This is a genomic window from Enterococcus sp. AZ095a (assembly GCF_050546735.1).
In the GTDB taxonomy this organism is placed as follows: domain Bacteria; phylum Bacillota; class Bacilli; order Lactobacillales; family Enterococcaceae; genus Enterococcus_D; species Enterococcus_D entomosocium.
Window position 1 is genome coordinate 1,469,043 of the sequence record NZ_CP172953.1, and the last position, 19,655, is coordinate 1,488,697.

Genomic DNA, 19,655 nt, shown 5'->3' on the forward strand with positions numbered 1-19,655 from the left:
GAATAAAACATGCAACACATGGAAACACGCTATACCCATAGTCCACTTGATATTCGTCACTATAGTACCGAGGAATTACGCAGAGAATTTTTGGTAGAGAAAATTTTCACACCAGGACAAATCATGCTGACCTATACCCACAATGATCGGATGATCTTTGGCGGAGTGACACCGACGGAAGAAGCGTTAGAAGTGCAATTAAGCAGCGAATTAGGGGTGGAATACTTCTTAGAACGTCGCGAATTGGGCGTCATCAATATTGGAGGACCTGGTGCGATCACGATCGATGGCCAAAAAGAACCAATGAAAAAACAAGACGGCTACTATATCGGCAAGGAAACCAAACAAGTCTTGTTCCACTCAGATGATCCAGCAAATCCAGCGAAATTCTATCTATCTTGCGTGCCAGCACATAAGAAATACCCAAATGTAAAAATCAGTATCGATCAAGTCACACCAATGGAGACAGGCGAGGGCTTGACATTAAATGAACGGAAAATTTATCAATACATTCACCCAAATGTTTGTGAAAGCTGTCAATTACAAATGGGGTACACGATCTTAGAACCAGGCAGTGCTTGGAATACGATGCCAAGTCATACCCATGAACGTCGGATGGAAGCATATGTGTATTTTGATTTTGCCAACGAAGACACAAAAGTGTTCCATATGATGGGCAAACCAGATGAAACGAAGCATTTAGTCGTTAGTGAAGAACAAGCAGTTATTTCTCCAAGCTGGTCGATCCATTCGGGGGTTGGAACCAGTAACTACTCCTTTATCTGGGCAATGTGTGGCGAAAATATCACCTATACCGACATGGATATGGTGGCAATGGACGACTTAAAATAAAAAGAAAGAGGGTTTATCAATTATGGATTTTTCAATGGATCAATTTCGTTTAGATGGTAAGATCGCATTAGTGACTGGAGCTGTCTATGGGATCGGTTTTACGATCGCTCGTTCATTAGCAGCAGCAGGAGCAACGATCGTTTTTAACAACTTGGATCAAGAATCAGTGGATAAAGGATTAGCAAACTATCGTGAAGCAGGGATCGAAGCCCACGGCTATGTCTGTGATGTAACGGATGAAAAAGCAGTCAACGAAATGGTCAAGCAGATCGAAGAAGAAGTTGGCGTGATTGATATCTTAGTCAATAATGCTGGGATCATCAAACGAATCCCGATGTTGGAGATGTCTGCTGAAGACTTCCGCCAAGTCGTTGACGTGGACTTGAACGCTCCATTTATCGTTTCAAAAGCAGTCTTACCGTCAATGATCAAAAAAGGACATGGAAAAATCATTAACATTTGCTCAATGATGAGTGAATTGGGAAGAGAAACAGTGGCTGGTTACGCAGCGGCTAAAGGCGGCTTGAAAATGTTGACGAAAAACATTTGTGCTGAATTTGGTTCAGCTAACATTCAATGTAATGGGATCGGACCTGGTTATATTGCAACACCGCAAACCGCACCATTACGAGAGATCCAACCAGACGGTTCTCGTCACCCATTTGATCAATTTATCGTAGCGAAAACACCTGCTGCCCGTTGGGGTGAGCCAGAAGATTTAGCAGGACCAACGGTTTTCTTAGCTTCTGAGGCATCAAACTTTGTCAATGGCCATGTCTTATATGTAGACGGCGGTATCTTGGCGTATATCGGGAAACAACCTGAATAAAACAATCAGTAGTAAGGATGGGGACGATTGCAATCGTTCCCATTTTTATGGTGCAACACCTAAGAAATGCAAGTTTTTAAAAGGTAGCTTGGCGATAAATGGGTTGAAGCAAAGGAATGGCAAACAAATCCTTTAATAAGAATCAAAAGCAAAACGCTGTGAAGGAAAATGTTCTTCGCAGCGTTTTGCTTGAGTAGCTCTTTTTCAAATCAGGTAGCGTATTTATGTTAGGGGAAGATTCAACACAAACAATGAGTTTCAATCTAAAAGAACTTGTTGTGCAAGCGGTAATGGAGCATCTTTCAAACATTCTGCAACTAATTTGGCGACGGCTGTAGCACCTTGGTCATTCAAATGCGTGTTATCCGTAATGCCGGCTGGATAATTGGGGTGCTGATTTTTTTCTAAATGAAGAAAATAGGTTTTCGCCTGTTGTGGTTCCAGCGCTGAAAAGAACCGTTGTGTTGCGGCAAAAAGATCCAGACAGACCACATCCAAGGAGGTAGCCAAAGCACGCATTGCTTCTGGGTAAGGACCGACTGCCAAAGGATCAAGTTGTTGTTGGTCCACGTAATGCAAACGAGTGATCGAGGTCAATAGGATCGGTGTCGCTTGCTGCTGGCGTGCCGTTTGCACGTAGGTTGTTAAATTATGCTGATATTCAACAGGTGTCGTACCGCGACTATCTGTTTTTTGATCATTGTGTCCAAATTGAATCAAGAGATAATCACCAGCATGTAGTTCTTTTTCTGCCTGCAACAAGCGTCCTTCTTCAATGAAGCTCTTGGAGGAACGCCCATTTTTTGCCAAGTTGACGATTTGATGCTGGGGTAGATAGCGTGAGATTTTTTCTCCCCAGCCCGTTTCTGGACGAGCGCTAGGCTCTTTGATCGATGCGGTGGAATCACCGACGATGACGATTTTTACCATTTGCTTTCTCCTAAAAGTTGAAGTAGTTGCTGGCGTTTTGATAACAGACATTTTCTACTAATGGTTTTAACTGACGAAGATCAGCAGGGGCTTCACCACGTACAACGATCTCAGCAAGCCATTCACAAAAGATGCGTCGGAAATATTCATGACGGGTGTAAGACAGAAAGCTTCTTGAATCCGTCAGCATGCCGACAAAGTTAAAGATCACACTGCCGTCTGCGAATTTCGTCAATTGGTGACGCATGCCTGCGCGGGTGTCGTTATACCACCAGCCAGATCCTAACTGCAATTTATTATTGCCTTCTTGCTGGAAGCACCCCATCAAAGCGACGAGTGCATCATAGTCATTGGGATTTAAGGAGTAGAGAATCGTTTGAGGCAAATGGTCCTGCGCATCAGCAGCGTTCAATAATTTCTGCAAGTTTTGAGTCAGTGGTTGATCATTGATGCCATCGTAGCCCGTATCTGGTCCCAAGCGCTCAAACATTCGTTGATTGCAGTTACGGTACGCATGGACATGCAGTTGCATCGTCCAACCATGTTCGTGATACAGCTTCATCAGTTCAACTAGAACATTGGTTTTGAAGAACGAGACTTCGTTTTCCTCCAAAGATTCCCCAGCTAATGCTTTAGCAAAAATTGTTTCAAGGGATAACTGTTCGTCTGCAGCATACACTAAAGTATCCAGCGCATGGTCAGACAAGCGGCAGTGATGCTGGTGAAAGTAGGTTACACGGTCCCGCAAGGCTGTCAAGAAAGCATCGTAGGTAGTGATCGCGTTTTCGACACTCTTTTCGAGTTTGGTAACATAGGTAAGAAAATTCGGATGGTCGATTTGTAACGCTTTGTCAGGTCGAAAGGTCGGCAAGACCCGAAAACGTTGCTCTGTTTGGCTTAATTGGTGATGATAGTGAAGATCATCGACTGGATCATCTGTGGTGCAAACGATCTCGACGTTACTGCGAGCAATCAAAGCTCTTCGGGTAAAGTCTTTTTGCTGCAATTTTTCGTTGCATAGCCTCCACAAAGTTTCGGCATTTTCTTCAGTAACGGGAAGATCGATCGCAAAAAATCGCTTTAACTCTAAATGGGTCCAACTGTAAAGGGGGTTTCCCACCAATTTTGGCACTGTTTGACACCATGCCAAAAATTTTTCGTAATCACTGGCATTGCCCGTAATCGCTTCTTCTGGTACGCCACAAGCGCGCATCAACCGCCACTTGTAATGATCGCCACTTAGCCATGCCTCGGTGATAGTTTTAAAGGGCCGATCCTCATAGATTTCTTTCGGGTCTAAGTGGCAGTGGTAATCAATGATCGGCAGATCTTTGGCATATTCATGGTAAAGGGTTTGAGCAATTTCATTTGGCAGTAAATAGTTTTCATTTAAAAACATGTCGAACCTCTTTTCTTTGGTTATAGTGTCACACCATTTTTAAAGATGGCGATCTCACGAACGTTGTTGGCTTCATTACGAGTCGGTTTTCCACTGGCAGTATCGATGATCGCTTGAATAAAGTCTTCCAGCACGACCTCCATCGGCTCTTCCAACAAGCGGCCAGCGTTGAAATCCATCCAGTGGGGTTTCTTATGATAAATCTCTTGATTCGTGGCAACTTTCATGGTCGGCACATAGGCACCAAATGGCGTGCCGCGACCAGTGGTAAATAAGACGAGTTGGCAATCGGCAGAAGCCAGTGCAGAAGCGGCAACAAGGTCGTTTCCTGGACCTTCTAGCAGGCTCAAGCCTGGTTTACGGAGTTTTTCCCCATATTTTAAGACATCGACGACAGCGGAAGTCCCAGATTTTTGGGTACAGCCTAATGACTTATCTTCTAGCGTAGTGATACCGCCTGCCTTATTGCCAGGAGAAGGATTTTCATAGACTGGTTCACCGTAAGCAAGAAAATAATCTTTAAAGTCGTTGATTAGATGGAGGATTTTTTCAAAGGTTGCTTCATCTTGTGCACGCGCCATCAAGACTTGTTCAGCGCCAAACATTTCGGGTACTTCCGTCAAGACTGTGCTGCCACCTTGAGAAACTAAAAAGTCAGAAAATGCCCCTAACAAAGGGTTGGCGGTGATCCCAGAAAACCCGTCAGAACCCCCACATTTTAACCCGATCTTTAGCTCACTCAAGGGAACGGCTTCTCGTTGATCCTCTTTTGCTGCTTCCAGTAATTCTTCTAATAAGCTTTCGCCGACCGCAATTTCATCGTCGCTTTCCTGTGCCACCATAAATTTGACGCGCTTTGGATCGTAGTCACCCAGGTTTTTCTTAAACTCGGGAACGGTGTTGTTCTCACAACCTAAGCCAAAGACCAAGACGCCACCGGCATTTGGATGATGCACCGCATCAATTAAAATTTGACGGGTGTTTTGATGATCTTGGCCTAACTGGGAGCAGCCGTAGGGATGTTTAAGGATCGTAATATGATCAAAGGTGCCAAGATCTGGATGATTCTTCTTGAAGTTTTCAACAATGATCTCAGCGATACCATTGATACAACCAACTGTTGGCACGATCAGTAAATCATTACGAATCCCAACTTTGCCATTTGCCCGCCGGTACCCTTGGAACGTCGCAGCCCTTTTTGGATAACGGACGGGATGCAAATCGGGGGCATAGGTGTATGCTAAGGTACCAGAAAGGTTGGTTTTGACATTGTGGGTATGCAACCATTGGCCAGTTTTAACATCAGTTAAGAGATGTCCAATGGGGTAGCCATATTTGATCACGTCTTGTGATTGAGCTAGTTCTTTGAGGGCGATTTTGTGTCCTTGTGGAATATCCTCAAAAAGGGTGATCGTTTGGTCTTCAAATGAAAGGGTCGTTTTAGCAGCTAGTGGTTTTAATGCGACTGCGACATTATCATTAGGGTGCAATTTCAATAGTTGCGCGGGTGTTTCTGTTAATGTGCTGGACATAAAGATTCTCCTTTATTTCAAACTTGGCTCAGGGGTGTCAATCGACGCAAGTAACTGGCGGGGTCCGTCTTGTTTTAGACATGCGCACATTTCATTGATTGTCGCTGTCATAAAGCTCAGGTCTGCATGCCAGAGTTGCTCATTTTTTAATAGAGTGGCGATCTGTTCTTCTGCTGGTAATTGTTTCACTTGCTGAAATATGGTTGTCACTAGCTCATCATCTTGAAAGGGTCGTGTGAGATAGAAAGTCAGCAACCCTGCCAGTGCGGCAGTGATTCGTTTTGGTAACTGCTGGTTTTGTTGGACATAACGAGTTAAGACTGGTTGAAGACGCGCACGGAATTTTGAGACGCTGTTTAAAGCGATCGATTGCAGCTGATGCTTCACATAAGGATTTCTGAAGCGCTCTTTGATTTGTTCCGCATAAGCTGCAAGCTGCGCTTTAGGCAAATCAAGCATTGGAATCAACTCTTCCAGAAAAAGACCATCCAAAAAGGCTGCAAAATCACGGTCGTTCATTACTTCTTCAACGGTTTCTAAACCAGCTAAAAGACCGAGTGGAACCATCGCCGTATGAGGACCATTTAATAAATGTACTTTTTGTTCACGATAGGGGGTCATATCTTCTGTCACGATCACATTCAACCCAGCTTCTTGCAAGGGAAGCTTTTCGGCTACGCCGCTTCCTTCGATCACCCAGAGCATAAAGGGTTCCGCAGTGACCATTACGGCATCCTCATAGCCAAGAATCTCTTGGTATTGTGCCACTTTATCGCGAGGATATCCTGGAACGATCCGATCGACTAAGCTGCAGCAGAAGGTGTTTTCTTTTTCTAACCAGTTGACGAAGTCTGACTCCAAAGACCATAATGCGGCATATTGTAAGACGATCTCTTTTAGTTTTTCCCCATTCCGATCGATTAATTCACAAGGAATGATCAAAAATCCCGGTTTTTGTCGTTGAAAACGACGATACAAAAGAGCGGTCAGTTTTGCAGGGAAACTGTGGGGAGGGGTATCGTGTAAGGTATCCTCTGGGTGAAACGCAATACCTGCTTCCGTCGTATTAGAAACGATGATCTCGAGTTGCTCATCTTCGGCTAAAGCAAGATAGTCTTCCCATTGCTGATAAGGATTCAGCACTTGATCAATGGTGGAGACGACTTCAAATGTTTGAGATAAAGCGCCATCGACAAGTCCTTCTAAGATAATGGTGTAGAGATTTTCTTGTTGTGCCAACAGCTCTTTCAAGCCGTGATCAATCGGCTGTACCACAACGGCACTGCCATTAAAAAGCCCTTGTTTGTTCATTTGCTGCAGCTGCCAGTTAAAAAAGCCCCGCATAAAATTGCCTTCCCCGAATTGAATCACTCGGGCTGGATAGGTTTGATGGGGTTGTTCGGTAATTTTTTTCATAGAATCCTCCTTAAAAAATAGTTATGCACACGTTAACATTTTTGCGTAAGCGCTCTTGAAAACAAGAGGCTTACAGCGATTGACGAATGATTAACGAGGTATCAAAGAAATGTTGTTTCTCAACTACTTGATTGGCAAATGCTTGCAACAGCAGAGTTGCTGCCAATTGACTCATTTCATAGACTGGTTTGCGGATCGTTGTTAAAGGGGGATACGTATAGGGAGAAAAAGAACTATCATCAAAACCGATGATACCGATCTCCTCTGGGATCTTTCGTCCTGCTTGATGACAGGCATTGATCGCACCGATCGCCATATCATCATTGGCGCAAAAAATCACTTCAGGTGGTTCAGGTAAAGCGAGTAGCTGCTGGGCACCCAGCTGACCACTTTCCAACGAGTAGTCGCCAGCTACGAAGTATTCTTTCGGGCAGACAAGCTGCTTTTCTTGAATCGCTTTCATAAATCCTTTGCGGCGCTCTCTAGCGGAGCCAAAGGAAGCGATCCCTTCGATCATGGCGATCTTTCGAAAGCCTTGTTCAAGCACATAGGTCATCATTTGATAGACCCCTTGGGCATCATTACTAGTGACATTCATCAAGGTTGCATCCTGTAATTGACGATTCAAAACGACGATGGGAATGTTTTTCTTTGAAAGAGCAGCGATAAAGCCGTCATCACGATCGCTTTGACTCATCACGATCGCTCCATCTAGGCGATTCGGCTCTTCATCAAATGTATCGGATTGCAATAATTCATGAACCGCCAAAGTATATTCGGATGGTAGGGTATCACTGATTCCTTTGATCACTTCGACTAAAAAGCTATCGGAAGTACCAATGGATAGATGAGAAAAATAAAGACCAATGATATAGGATTTTTGATTCACCAGACTTTTGGCATTGACATTGGGCACATAGTGTAAAGATTCAGCGATGGCTGCGATCTTCTTTTTTGTTTCTGGCTTGATTAATGGGCTATCGTTTAACGCACGAGAAACAGTTGTATGTGAAACACCAGCGACTTTGGCGATATCTTTGATCGTGACCATAGAAAACCTTCTTCCTTTTTGCTTGATTCAAGCATAGCTTGTTCCCACGAGAATGTCAATACACCAAGGATGCACACGTGAAACATTTTTCAAAATAACATAGGAACTTTTTCTGGGATGTGCTAGTATAAAAGAAGATAGTTAGGTAATGGGAGGGAGTCTATGAAATTCTTTTTAAGCTATCATCAAACATCCAACTTGTTTTATAAAATATTTATTTTGATTTTTCTAATTGGTAGCGCTTTAATCGTTGGATTTAGCGGGGTCATTTATCATCGAACGTATCAAAACATTCAAGAAACGTTTTTGCAAAGTCAACATAATTTGGTCAACCAAGTCAAAGAAAATCTGGATCAAAAAATTCAGATGGTGGAGTATGCCTTTTCTACATATAGCAGTACTCAAAGCTTTTCCGATACGATGGAACAGCCATTTTCCGTGACGAATTATCGACAAGTGCGCGAGATCAATTCGCAACTTGCTTACATTGGTGTGATGGGGATCGAAAACGCCAGCTACCAATTGGTGAATTTGAATCAGCATTGGAAAATCGAAGAAGGCTCCTTAAAACAGATCGATGATACTGAATTCGCTGCTTTTCAAGCGTTGATTGACAACCAACGCTACTTGTATTGGTTGCCAGAAGATGGCTATTTAAAAATGGTGATGACGCTGCCTGTTTTTCGACAGGAAACCACTGCTTTGGGGATCGCTGAAATCCAAGACCATACCATTGCACAGTTGGTGGCAGATCATGACGATTCCTTTTTGAATATTTTTCATGCGGACGGACAACTGCTTTTCGATAATGGTGAAGTGATCGATTCTGACTTACACGAAACAATGATCGCAGCTGCCCACGACGATGGTATCTTCACTGACAAAGAAAACAATAAGTATGTGGTCACACAATCGGATTACAATCAGTGGTATCATGTGATCCGTTTGGCACCTGCCAGTGTTTCGCAAGCAATCCGTGAATTAAGAAGCGGTTTGATCGTGATTGGCAGTCTTTTGATCATCCTCTTTTTATTAGTATCCTATCGCATTGCGATCGTGGCTACCTCACCCATCAATCGGATCGGTGAGCTTTTAAAGCCCAAAAAACAAGGTCAGAAATTAGAAGTCAATCAGTTGATTTCCGATATCGACCAGGTCTTACATCAAAACCACGATCTCGCCGTCAAAGTTGAACACCAAAAGCCCGAGTTAGAATCCTTGTTTTTATTAAACTTGTTTCGCGGCTGTATCTCAGAAGCAGATAGTCACTTAAAACTGTCACAATTTGGGTATGAAGTATCCGAAACGGAACACTATGCCGTATTACTGATTCAAATCGATGATTTGTGTGGACGAGAAACAGCGACTATTGATATATTCTTGCTTGCCATCGAGAATCTCGTTTCTGAAATCATTCCGGCGAATTTGCGTTTTCAGCCAATCATCTCCAGTCAAGAAACCCAAGGAACAATTTTAAAGCTTCCTGAATCAGTTGACCAAAAACAAGTATTGACCTATTGTCAAAAGATCCATCAAGCGGCAAAAGATTACTTGAAAATCAAAATAAGTTGTGGGGTCTCACAATCCTACGACCGCCTCGTAGAAACCAAATTAGCGGTTGATAACGCTAAAGAAGCCTTGCACTATCGAATGAATTTAGGGGAAGAAGTCATTATCTTTTTTGACGACATTGCGGCACAATTAGACAATAATGCGATCGTTCAGTACCCTAGAGAAGCAGAAAGCACCTTTTTGGATGCAATGCGTAGTGGGGATCTAGCGACCATCAAAACGAGTTACACAGAAGTCGTGCGCGAAATCATTCATGAAAACAAAAATCCGTTGACGATTGAAAGTGCCTTGTTTAAGTTGATCAACAGTATCGTTCAGCTAGGGCAACTCCTAGGAGCAGATCATACTAGCTTGCAGAATAGTCGTAAAGTCTATCAATCCGTGCTCAACCAAACCAGTTTGTTCAAAGTTGAGCAAATCATCTATCAAGAGTTAGTTTTACCTATCGTTGAAACGACACAAGCCAAAACAGATCGAGAAATTCGCTCCTTGTCTGAAAAGATGGTCTTGATCGTACACCAACAATACGACCAAGATCTCTCCTTAGATAGCATTGCTGAACAGTTGCATTATAATGCCAATTACTTAAGTAATGTGTTTAAAAAGGAATTATCCATCAATTTTGCCGATTACTTACAAAACTATCGATTGCAAGTCGCGAAAAAGTGGTTAAGAGAAACCGATTTGACCATCAAAGAAATCGCCGCCAACCTACAATATACCAACTCTCAAAACTTTATCCGCTTTTTCAAAAAGAAAGAACAGATGACACCCGGAGAGTATCGCAAACGATCCAAAGATTAAAAGAAAAAAAGCGTTTTTTGATCAACGATCAAAAAACGCTTTTTTTCTTTGCTGCCTGTTGGCTACCCTTTGACGGAACCAACCATGGCACCTTTCACGAAATACTTCTGGACAAATGGATAGGCGATCAACATTGGCAAAGTCGCAACGACGATCACGGCCATTTTCACGGATTGTGCTGGGGGGACAACATCGACACTAGCGGCATCGGCGTTCATCCCGCTGGAGACAATCACGATTTGTCGAAGGAGCACTTGGATCGGCCATTTCGCTGAATCATTGATGTACAAAATCGCTGATTGATAAGTATTCCAATAACTAACAGCGTAGAACAAAGAGATCGTCGCAATCGATGGTAAGGAAAGAGGTAAGATGATACGGAAAAAGACGCCCCAATCAGAGCAACCATCCATTTTTGCTGATTCCTCTAAACTATCAGGAATCCCTTGGAAAAAGTTTCTCATAATGATCATATTATATGCACTGATGGCGCTCGGTAAGATCAGTGCCCAGAGAGAATCGATCAAGCCGAGGCTTTGTACCAAAATAAAACTTGGGATCATCCCTCCGCTAAACAACATCGTAAATACGACAATAAAATTGAAGATGCCACGTCCATGCAAATATTTTCTTGAAAGAGCATAGGCCATAAAAGAGGTCAAGATCATTGAAAGAACCGTTCCGACGATGGTCACAAAAAGGGAAACACCAATACTCGTAAAAATCGTGGGAGTCGAGAGAATATACCGGTAAGCATTTAAGCTAAATTCACGTGGGATAATGATAAATGTTCGTGTCGCAATCTCAGAAGAAGAAGCAAAGGAGCTTCCGAGAATGTTCAGAAAAGGCAAGAGACACATTAAGGTAAAGAGTAGTAGAAAACCGATAATAAATCCTTGAACAACCCGTTCACTCTTCGGGCGGTTCGTTTTTTTTAGGGTTTGTTGCATAGGAAAAACCTCCATCTTTTTTTACTTAAATAGGTATTTCCAACGTATCATGAGGCGGGGACAACGTATATAATCACTTTTACATGTTAAAAAAATCACAATCATGACAAACGTTGATAAATCAATGGTTTTCCAATTCGACCGAGAAATAATCCTAAAAAATGTATGCCTTTCCAATGCTGAGAAAATGATTATATACGTTATCTTTCTTACACGCTACCATGGGACTATCAAATCAAAAAAACTCGGAGGAACAAGTATGGAAACAAAAGTTGATAATTACTTCTCACCACTTACTGAAGAAGAACAGCGACTGCGGTTGAAAAAGAAAAAATGGGCGCAAATCAGAAAAAATCGTGCGCTCTATATTATGGTATTGCCAGGTATTTTATATTTTATTATCTTTCGTTACATTCCAATGGGCGGTTTAGTCATCGCTTTTCAAGACTACCAGCCATTCTTAGGGATCTTAGGCAGTCCCTTTGTTGGGTTTACTCATTTTATTCGGCTCTTTACTGAAGATACTTTTGTGATGTTGATGCGCAACACGCTGATCATGTTTTTCTTAAATATCACGATTTCCTTCCCTTTTCCTATTTTATTGGCGCTTATGTTAAATGAAGTAAATAACCGTCGCTTGAAAAAAAGTATCCAGACGATTATTTATTTGCCTCATTTTATGTCGTGGGTGATCGTAGTTTCAATCTTCTACGTCCTGTTGACGACTGAAGGCGGTGTGATCAATAACATGATCGAAAGTCTTGGTGGGGAACGTATCCCATTCTTAACTAGCCGTACTTGGCTACGTCCAATGTACATTTTCCAAGATCTTTGGAAAGGTGCCGGTTGGGGGACGATCGTCTATCTAGCCGCTATTACCAATGTTGATGAACAGCTTTATGAAGCTGCGGATATGGATGGGGCTGGCAAACTACGTAAAATGTGGCACATCACGTTGCCGTGTATTCGTCCGACGATTGTGACCTTAATGATTTTAAAAATCGGTTCGATCTTAGATATGGGCTTTGAGCATATGTTCCTATTAATGAACTCAATGAACCGTGAGGTTGCCCAAATCTTTGATACCTTTGTCTATACCGCCGGGATTCAAAATGGTCAATTGAGTTACTCGACAGCTGTTGGGCTGTTTAAAGGTCTTGTAGGTTTGATCCTCGTTGTCTTTGCGAATCGTTTGGCGAAAAAAATTGGGGAAGATGGTATCTATTAAGAAAGAGGGGATCATATGACGATTGAGAAAATCACGAAAATCAACGATGGGCTAACCGCGTTTTTGACCCTGATCGCCCTTCATTTTCTTTGGCTAAGTGTGACACTTCTGGGGGGAATCTTTTTGGGAATCGGACCAGCCTCGTATGCCATGATGAAATATTATGATCGCTGGCTTCGTCTTCACGAACGACCGCCTTTGATCAAAAGTTTTTTCTACTATAGTAAAGAACGGTTCCGACAATCGGTGCTGATCAGTTGGTTGTTTCTCATCATTGCAGCGATCGTGATCACCAACATATTTGCGCCATTTCCATGGTTTATCCAAGTAGCGAATGTCCTCTTTTTGATTGCGTTTCTCTTTTTATTCATGCACGTGTATACCGTCATGGCAGCCACTAACTTTGTGACCGTGTTTGAGATCCTGCGAGGGAGTGCGTTGTTAGGTTTAGGCTATCTGCATTATTCGATCATTAGTTGGTCGATTTTGATCGTTGGCTATTTAGTTCTTGGCAGCTATTTCTTGATCGGCCTCATTTTGATGGGGAGCAGCTTAGTTGGTGGTGTTTTTGCCCTTGCTGGTAAAAAAATTCTTCAAGATATCCACCCAATTGAAACAGATCAGGTGGTTTCAAAAACGGCATCGACTACGGAGCAAACCGTTGCCAGTAAAGGAGATGAGGTCATTATCTAAAGAAAACGGCTCAAAGACTTTTACTGGTCCGTGAACAAAACGGTCACTAGAAAACACCTGAAAAATAGCAGAACAAGCTGAACCCTCATGAATTACAGCCAGTAAAACGGATTCATTGAAACAGCTCTATGAATTGAGGAGACTACAATAAAAGGAAGTATCGTACATGAAGAACTATTCGGAAATTGCTTTGAACACATTATTTGAGCGCTATGACTACTTATGCAAAGAAAAAATTTATCACGGAAAATGGTCCTATGACATCGGGGTCGTTTTACAAGGCGTGAAAGAAGCCTATGAGCAAACTGGTGATAAACGCTATTTCGACTATATCCAAAACACGATGGATGTTTATATTGACGAAGACGGTTGTATCAAAAACTATCAGATGGATGCGATGAATATCGATTACATCAATAATGGCAAATGTTTATTCTTACTATACAAAGAAACAGGTGCTTCAAAATACAAGATCGCCTTGGACACGCTGTATCAACAATTACAGCAGATGCCAAGAACAAGCGAAGGTGGGTTCTGGCATAAAAAAATCTATCCATATCAAATGTGGTTAGATGGCTTATATATGGGGGCCCCATTTTTGACAGAATACGCACTGACATTTGAGAAAGAAGAAGCATTGGCAGATGTAATCAAGCAATTCACCTTATGCTTTACGCATACCCTAGATCCAAAAACGGGTCTTTTGTATCACGCGTGGGATGAACAAAAAGTCCAGCCGTGGGCAGATCCTGAGACCGGTTGTTCAAAAAATTTCTGGGGACGATCAATGGGATGGTTCATGATGGCTCTCACAGATACGATGGTGCTATTAGGGGAATCAGAGCTGAAGAATCCATTAGAAAACATGTTTGTCTCCTGTCTAGAAGCTCTTGCTAAAGTAAGAGATCCCCAGAAAAAAGTGTGGTATCAAGTCTTAGATAAAGGCAGGGAGCGTGGGAATTATTTAGAAGCATCCGCTTCTTCAATGATTTGTTACGCAACAGCGAAAGCGGTCAAAGCAGGGATCATCGATCAAAAATGGCAAGTGTTTGCCCAAGAGACCTATCAAGGATTGCTGGATGAGTTTGTCTTTTTAACAAAAGAAGGTTGGTTGAATCTGATCAGAAACTGTGAAGTTGCTGGTCTTGGTGGACCAGATAATCGGGATGGTACGTTTGTTTACTATATCAGTGAACCCGTTATCACGAATGATTTCAAAGGATACGGTGCCTTTTTACAAGCGAGTTTACTGCTGCAACCATTAACGGAGGAAGGAAGCAAGAAATGAATATCCAATTGACTACAGCTGATTTACAAGGAAAAGAAGGTCTGTTGACAGAAGCGATTCAAGAAAAAATTGATGAATTGCATCAACAAGGAGGAGGCAGAATCACTTTTTCAGCAGGACGCTATCCGACGGGTGCGCTCTTTTTAAAAAGTAACATTGAACTGCACCTACTATTGGGGGCGACCTTAGTATTTTCTGATGATCCCAAAGACTATCCCGTCGTCGTGTCTCGCTGGGAAGGGGTCAAACGGGAAGTTTATGCCTCTTGTTTATATGCCGAGAATGCGGAAAATATCGCTGTCACAGGACTAGGAATGCTTGATGGACAAGGGCAAAGATGGTGGAAGACCTTTCGGGAAAATCGTGAACAGCTTGCTTATCCACGACCAAAATTAATCAGTTTTGACTCTTGCCAGCAAATTACGTTGAAAGATATCCGTCTTGTCGATTCACCCAGTTGGACCGTCAATCCGATTCTTTGTCAAAATCTAACGATCGATAATCTTCGCATCAAAAATCCAGCGGATTCGCCAAATACAGATGGGATCGATCCTGAATCTTGTAAAAATGTCCGCATCAGTAACTGTCATATCGATGTTGGCGATGATTGTATCGCCATCAAATCAGGAACGGAGGACACTAAAGAACGGGTCGCTTGTGAGAATATCACGATCGTAAATTGCCATATGCTTCATGGGCATGGGGCCGTCGTTCTAGGGAGTGAGATGAGCGGCGATATTCGTAATGTCACTATTAGTAATTGTATTTTTCAAGATACCGATCGTGGGATTCGTTTGAAATCACGTCGTGGACGTGGCGGAACGATCGAAGATATTCGAGTGAATAACATTGTGATGGATAATGTCATCTGTCCATTCACTTTAAATCTTTACTATTTCTGTGGACCGAAAGGCAAAGAAAAGTATGTTTGGGATAAAAATCCGTACCCGATCACCGAGGAAACCCCTCATTTCCGGAGAATTCATTTTGCAAATATCTCGGCTCGGAATGTCCATGCGGCCGCTGGGTTTGTTTATGGCTTGGCTGAACAATTTATTTCAGATATCACTTTCCAAGATATTGCCGTCTCTATGGCTGAGCACCCAATTCCAGGAAAGCCTGCGATGATGACAGGTATCGAAGAGATGACAAAACAAGGTTTTTATATTGGCTGTGGACGGAATATTCAGTTTGATCGTATCAATTTGGAAGGTGTAACTGAAGCGTTCCATATCGAGAATAGCCGGGAAATCACCGTCACACAGTCATTTGAGAATCGTCAACCTCTGGGATTTCAAGGAGATTTTTTGTGAGGGATCCTCAGTTACTTCAGCTGCTAGGTCCTGATATGAAAGTTGCACCACAAGTGGTTCAGCAAACAAAAGAGCAGGTGCAAAATTATACCTTGGAACATTTACTTCTACGATTAAATCAAGAAGAGGATGTCCCTGCATACTTTGCTTATCCTAGCTCTCAGCAACCGGTTCCACTCGTTTTGTTCAATCATTCTCATGGCGGCGACTTCACGATGGGGAAAGAAGAACTGCGACAAAGTCCGCCGTATATGCAAAAAGAAAGCCTATTCGCTGCATTTATGAAGCTGGACGTCGCCGTTGGAGTGATCGACATGTGGGGTTTTGGCGAACGAAAAAACGGTGAGAATGATAGCTACAAGCGGTTTCTGTTGCAAGGCAAAACATTATGGGGACAACGAATCTATGACAATCAACAGTTTTTAACCTATCTTGCTTCCCGTAAAGAAGTGAAACATTCCGCTATCGCCACATTGGGACTTTCTATGGGGGGCTTGATGAGCTGGTGGTTGGCAGCGCTAGATGAACGGATATCAGTGGTGGTGGACATGGCAGCACAAGTGGACTATCAAGCATTGATCAAAGAGGACCGTCTAAGCAAACATGGGTTTTACTATTATGTTCCTAATGTGTTGAAAGACTTTACGACTGCGGCGATCCAAAAACAGATCGCACCACGCCCGCGTTTGAGTTTGGTTGGCAAAGAGGATCGTGGCTGCCCCTCAAGCGGCGTCGCTCGTTTGGATCAGCAGGTCGGGCAGCATTATGAAGCAATAGGCTACAAGGAGCATTGGCAGGCGTGTTGCTTGCCAGGTGGTCATGAAGAAACCAAGGAGATGAGAGCGCAGTGGATCGAATTTCTAAAACAACACCTCCTATCAAGCTAAAGGTTAGTAAAGAGCCGCAAAAGGGTGATTTTACGAGTATCCAAGCAGCCGTGTTGGCTGCTGAAGCCTTAAACGCACCTTGTGAGATCACGATCGCCTCTGGCGTGTATCAAGAACAGGTGAAAATCTATAAAAACCAGCTTACGTTGATCGCGGAACCCCACACGTTCTTATGCTACCACTTGGCTGCCGAGCAAACCGATGAAAATGGGCAAAAAAGAGGAACCTTTCAAACAGCGACGCTCTTTATCAATAGCCGAGAAGTCTTTGTAAAAAACCTGACCATCATCAATGACGCAGGGTATGGGCAAGCAGTCGGGCAAGCAGTTGCCGTCTATATCGAAGGGGATGACATTCGCTTCGAACGCTGTCATCTCGATGCTTTTCAAGATACCTTGTGTCTGGGTCCATTGCCAAAATATACCAAAGAAGGCGAACCAATGATCAGTCCTTGGCGAAAAACAATCTTTGACCAACAACAGAGTTTGTTTTTGCATTGCAGGATCAGTGGAACAGTCGATTTTATTTTTGGCGGTGGTTCCGTCACCTTTGAAGAGTGTCGCCTGCATTGTAAAAATACACCACAAACGAACTACGTTACTGCTGCCTCAACTAGCAAACAAGCAAGCGGGTTAACCTTCGATCGGTGTCGGGTGACAGGGGACAAAGCCTATTATCTAGGCCGCCCTTGGCGCAATGAAGCCAAAGTAACTTTTTTATCCTGCTGCTTTGATCAACAGCTCGCCCCTTGCGGATGGTCTGATTGGGGAAAAACAGCAAGCCACCAAACGGTCGCGTTCACGGAGCGAATGTGTTGTTACCAAACAAGCCCCAAACGTCCTGAATGGGTGACTATCGAAGGAGTGATAGAAAAATGAGCAAGGCAAAATGGTCTGGCTGGATCGGGATGGTTCTCGCTCTGGTGTTGATGGGCGGCTTTTCCTTGGCGATCAATCAAATGACTGTCCAGCAGTTCGAAGAGATCTTTCAACGTGTGTTTCCCACTGTACTGAATCAAATGACGGCAGAAGCAGCATTGGCGCAATTTCAAACACTCGGTGCTTGGTTTGGCTTCACGCTGTTGGCACTCCTGATATTGGTTTCAGTGGCGACGATGCTGGTTCGCTATCGTAATTATCGAATGCAATCTTGTGCTATTTATTTTTTGACTGGTGTCGTGACATTGATTGGTAGTCAAATGATCGCTTTTCCGATTGCCTTTTGTTTCTTTTTAGCGGCGGGTTTTTGTTTTCTCCATCGCGATGACCGACACAACAAAAAAACAACGGACACAGTCAGCAAACAAGGAGGGGTTGCATGAAGGCAATGATCAATAATCCGATTTTAAGAGGGTTTCATCCTGATCCGAGTATTTTAAAAGTCGAGGATACTTATTATTTAGCGGTTTCTTCCTTTGAGTGGTTGCCAGGAATTCGGGTCTACTGTTCTCGAGATCTAGTCAATTGGTCCCATGAAACAGATATTCTGACCAATCAGGTGGTTTTATTAGGTAACACAGCAAATTGCAGCATTTGGGCACCGCAAATCAGTTACGCAAACGGACAATACTATTGTGTCTATACAAATGTCCGCAACACGACACGTCCCTTCAAAGACTGTCGAAACTATCTCATCACGGCTCCTACGATTCATGGGCCATGGAGTGAGCCCATTTACTTAAATGGTAGTGGCTTTGATCCGTCCTTGTTTCATGATCAAGAGGGGCGTATCTGGTTATTGAATGCGCTTTGGGATTATCGTAAGGATACACCAAATAAATCGGTGGGGATCGTGCTCCAAGAATACTCTGAAGTACAAGGCCGATTGATCGGTGACAGAGTGCCAATTTTTTCTGGAACCCAGCTGGCGAAGACTGAAGCACCGCATCTTTATTACCACAATGAGTGTTATTACTTACTGACGGCAGAAGGAGGAACGGGTGCAGGTCATGCGGTAACGGTTTGTCGTAGTAAAACCATCACTGGGCCTTATGAAGTAGATCCGCATTTTCCCATGATGCGTGCCTATCAGCGCGAAGATTCCCCTTTTCAATGTACAGGTCATGGCAGTTTGACGATTGCACCATCAGGAGAATGGGTCATGAGCTATTTGATGACTCGGCCAGTAGAAGAGGCAGCGATCCTTGGACGAGAGACGGCACTCCAAACCGTCTATTGGGATCACGAAGGATGGCTGCGTCTTAGCAATGATGATACGATCCCAGATCAAACCATCAGACTCGCTAGCGACGCTCAGAAGCAAAGGGCATCACCTGCTGTTTTTATTGATGACTTTAAAGGATCGTTGCAAAAAGCATGGAACGGTAGGCGATTGCTGCCCAATGAAGAGTGGTGCAATCTGAGTGAGCGACCAGGGTATTTGCGATTGATCGGCGGAGAATCGATGCAATCGAACTTTCATAAGCACATATTGGCGATTCGTCAACAAGACTTTTGTTTTGAAGCTGAAACAGCGATGGAATACCACCCCCAATCGTTTAATCAGATGGCTGGATTGTCGCTGTTCTTAAACGAAGAAAACTATTTGTTTTTCTATGTGACTTATGATGAAAAAGACGGCAAGATCCTTCGTCTGATTCGGTGTTGTGAAGGAGAATTTCACTTGTTCCCAGATAAATTGCCCCTCGCTGCTTCAAGTGAGCCGATCGGATTGAAAGTAGTCGGTTCTTATCTAGAAGCAGAATGGTTCTATCGGCAATCACAAACGTGGCATCCCTTTAAAAAGCAAAACATCCAGTTCTTGTCTGGTGGTTTTACAGGGAATTTCATTGGAATCAGTGCCCATGATCTAGATCACTTTGCTGGAAGCTATGCCGATTTTACGTACTTTAAGTATCAAGGGAAAGATCCGCTCGATGATGATTCCCTAAAAATAGAGAAAGAAGGGTAAC

General features: G+C 43.2%; 17 protein-coding genes. 11 read left to right on the forward strand and 6 right to left on the reverse strand.

The window, feature by feature from the left end:
- Nucleotides 1-9: 9 nt before the first annotated feature.
- Together kduI and IGJ26_RS06830 are read left to right on the forward strand one after the other, a co-directional pair.
- Entirely contained in the window at nt 10-852 is an 843-nt protein-coding gene (gene kduI, locus IGJ26_RS06825) for a 5-dehydro-4-deoxy-D-glucuronate isomerase (RefSeq protein ID WP_005229915.1), read from the forward strand.
- A gap of 22 nt (nt 853-874) precedes the next feature.
- Complete coding sequence (locus IGJ26_RS06830; protein WP_005229917.1) at nt 875-1,681, forward strand: gluconate 5-dehydrogenase; 807 nt, start codon at nt 875-877, stop codon at nt 1,679-1,681.
- A gap of 258 nt (nt 1,682-1,939) precedes the next feature.
- Here the strand turns inward: IGJ26_RS06830 and IGJ26_RS06835 are convergent, their stop codons facing one another.
- The 5 genes from IGJ26_RS06835 to IGJ26_RS06855 all read right to left on the reverse strand — a co-directional run bounded on the left by IGJ26_RS06835 (nt 1,940) and on the right by IGJ26_RS06855 (nt 8,009).
- On the reverse strand, nt 1,940-2,611 hold the full coding sequence (locus tag IGJ26_RS06835) for a rhamnogalacturonan acetylesterase (RefSeq protein ID WP_429947536.1): 672 nt from the start codon (nt 2,609-2,611) through the stop codon (nt 1,940-1,942).
- A 10-nt stretch (nt 2,612-2,621) separates the two neighbouring features.
- Nucleotides 2,622-4,010: a glucuronate isomerase gene (uxaC, locus tag IGJ26_RS06840; RefSeq protein WP_429947537.1), complete on the reverse strand. Its 1,389-nt coding sequence runs from the start codon at nt 4,008-4,010 to the stop codon at nt 2,622-2,624.
- A 20-nt stretch (nt 4,011-4,030) separates the two neighbouring features.
- Entirely contained in the window at nt 4,031-5,542 is a 1,512-nt protein-coding gene (locus tag IGJ26_RS06845) for a UxaA family hydrolase (RefSeq protein ID WP_430599971.1), read from the reverse strand.
- Between the two features lie 12 nt (nt 5,543-5,554).
- Nucleotides 5,555-6,958 (reverse strand): tagaturonate reductase, encoded by a 1,404-nt coding sequence (locus tag IGJ26_RS06850; RefSeq protein WP_430599972.1) that lies wholly within the window; start codon nt 6,956-6,958, stop codon nt 5,555-5,557.
- A gap of 70 nt (nt 6,959-7,028) precedes the next feature.
- Nucleotides 7,029-8,009 carry a LacI family DNA-binding transcriptional regulator gene (locus IGJ26_RS06855; protein WP_086338117.1) on the reverse strand — a complete coding sequence of 327 codons (981 nt, stop codon included), beginning with the start codon at nt 8,007-8,009 and terminating at the stop codon, nt 7,029-7,031.
- Nucleotides 8,010-8,171: 162 nt separating this feature from the next.
- Between IGJ26_RS06855 and IGJ26_RS06860 the strand changes: the two genes are divergently transcribed.
- Entirely contained in the window at nt 8,172-10,385 is a 2,214-nt protein-coding gene (locus IGJ26_RS06860; protein WP_429969926.1) for an AraC family transcriptional regulator, read from the forward strand.
- A gap of 62 nt (nt 10,386-10,447) precedes the next feature.
- Here IGJ26_RS06860 and IGJ26_RS06865 read toward each other — a convergent pair whose 3' ends face one another.
- Nucleotides 10,448-11,335 carry a carbohydrate ABC transporter permease gene (locus IGJ26_RS06865; RefSeq protein ID WP_008381527.1) on the reverse strand — a complete coding sequence of 296 codons (888 nt, stop codon included), beginning with the start codon at nt 11,333-11,335 and terminating at the stop codon, nt 10,448-10,450.
- 259 nt (nt 11,336-11,594) lie between these two features.
- On the opposite strand from IGJ26_RS06865, the gene IGJ26_RS06870 reads away from it, so the two are divergent.
- The 8 genes from IGJ26_RS06870 (at nt 11,595) to IGJ26_RS06905 (ending at nt 19,654) form a co-directional block, all read left to right on the forward strand.
- Nucleotides 11,595-12,563, forward strand: a complete 969-nt coding sequence (locus IGJ26_RS06870; RefSeq protein WP_008381525.1) for an ABC transporter permease — start codon at nt 11,595-11,597, stop codon at nt 12,561-12,563.
- A gap of 15 nt (nt 12,564-12,578) precedes the next feature.
- Nucleotides 12,579-13,256, forward strand: a complete 678-nt coding sequence (locus IGJ26_RS06875; protein WP_005236490.1) for a YesL family protein — start codon at nt 12,579-12,581, stop codon at nt 13,254-13,256.
- Between the two features lie 166 nt (nt 13,257-13,422).
- The gene (locus IGJ26_RS06880; protein ID WP_005236487.1) at nt 13,423-14,544 is read left to right on the forward strand and encodes a glycoside hydrolase family 88/105 protein; all 1,122 of its coding nucleotides are present in this window, start codon (nt 13,423-13,425) and stop codon (nt 14,542-14,544) included.
- Nucleotides 14,541-15,857 (forward strand): glycoside hydrolase family 28 protein, encoded by a 1,317-nt coding sequence (locus IGJ26_RS06885; protein ID WP_008381518.1) that lies wholly within the window; start codon nt 14,541-14,543, stop codon nt 15,855-15,857. The genes IGJ26_RS06880 and IGJ26_RS06885 overlap by 4 nt, the downstream gene beginning before the upstream one ends.
- Nucleotides 15,854-16,744 (forward strand): prolyl oligopeptidase family serine peptidase, encoded by an 891-nt coding sequence (locus IGJ26_RS06890; RefSeq protein ID WP_194199473.1) that lies wholly within the window; start codon nt 15,854-15,856, stop codon nt 16,742-16,744. The genes IGJ26_RS06885 and IGJ26_RS06890 overlap by 4 nt, the downstream gene beginning before the upstream one ends.
- Nucleotides 16,705-17,622, forward strand: a complete 918-nt coding sequence (locus tag IGJ26_RS06895) for a pectinesterase family protein (RefSeq protein WP_086299535.1) — start codon at nt 16,705-16,707, stop codon at nt 17,620-17,622. Before IGJ26_RS06890 ends, IGJ26_RS06895 begins: the two co-directional genes overlap by 40 nt.
- Entirely contained in the window at nt 17,619-18,065 is a 447-nt protein-coding gene (locus tag IGJ26_RS06900) for a DUF4064 domain-containing protein (RefSeq protein ID WP_121261095.1), read from the forward strand. The genes IGJ26_RS06895 and IGJ26_RS06900 overlap by 4 nt, the downstream gene beginning before the upstream one ends.
- Nucleotides 18,062-19,654, forward strand: a complete 1,593-nt coding sequence (locus IGJ26_RS06905) for a glycoside hydrolase family 43 protein (RefSeq protein WP_121261097.1) — start codon at nt 18,062-18,064, stop codon at nt 19,652-19,654. The genes IGJ26_RS06900 and IGJ26_RS06905 overlap by 4 nt, the downstream gene beginning before the upstream one ends.
- Nucleotide 19,655: the final 1 nt, after the last annotated feature.

Bases quoted from the DNA above. Each gene is read 5' to 3' on its own strand.
- kduI (WP_005229915.1), top strand. From the start codon at position 10: ATGCAACACATGGAAACACGCTATACCCATAGTCCACTTGATATTCGT.
- IGJ26_RS06830 (WP_005229917.1), top strand. From the start codon at position 875: ATGGATTTTTCAATGGATCAATTTCGTTTAGATGGTAAGATCGCATTA.
- IGJ26_RS06835 (WP_429947536.1), bottom strand. From the start codon at position 2,611: ATGGTAAAAATCGTCATCGTCGGTGATTCCACCGCATCGATCAAAGAG.
- uxaC (WP_429947537.1), bottom strand. From the start codon at position 4,010: ATGTTTTTAAATGAAAACTATTTACTGCCAAATGAAATTGCTCAAACC.
- IGJ26_RS06845 (WP_430599971.1), bottom strand. From the start codon at position 5,542: ATGTCCAGCACATTAACAGAAACACCCGCGCAACTATTGAAATTGCAC.
- IGJ26_RS06850 (WP_430599972.1), bottom strand. From the start codon at position 6,958: ATGAAAAAAATTACCGAACAACCCCATCAAACCTATCCAGCCCGAGTG.
- IGJ26_RS06855 (WP_086338117.1), bottom strand. From the start codon at position 8,009: ATGGTCACGATCAAAGATATCGCCAAAGTCGCTGGTGTTTCACATACA.
- IGJ26_RS06860 (WP_429969926.1), top strand. From the start codon at position 8,172: ATGAAATTCTTTTTAAGCTATCATCAAACATCCAACTTGTTTTATAAA.
- IGJ26_RS06865 (WP_008381527.1), bottom strand. From the start codon at position 11,335: ATGCAACAAACCCTAAAAAAAACGAACCGCCCGAAGAGTGAACGGGTT.
- IGJ26_RS06870 (WP_008381525.1), top strand. From the start codon at position 11,595: ATGGAAACAAAAGTTGATAATTACTTCTCACCACTTACTGAAGAAGAA.
- IGJ26_RS06875 (WP_005236490.1), top strand. From the start codon at position 12,579: ATGACGATTGAGAAAATCACGAAAATCAACGATGGGCTAACCGCGTTT.
- IGJ26_RS06880 (WP_005236487.1), top strand. From the start codon at position 13,423: ATGAAGAACTATTCGGAAATTGCTTTGAACACATTATTTGAGCGCTAT.
- IGJ26_RS06885 (WP_008381518.1), top strand. From the start codon at position 14,541: ATGAATATCCAATTGACTACAGCTGATTTACAAGGAAAAGAAGGTCTG.
- IGJ26_RS06900 (WP_121261095.1), top strand. From the start codon at position 17,619: ATGAGCAAGGCAAAATGGTCTGGCTGGATCGGGATGGTTCTCGCTCTG.
- IGJ26_RS06905 (WP_121261097.1), top strand. From the start codon at position 18,062: ATGAAGGCAATGATCAATAATCCGATTTTAAGAGGGTTTCATCCTGAT.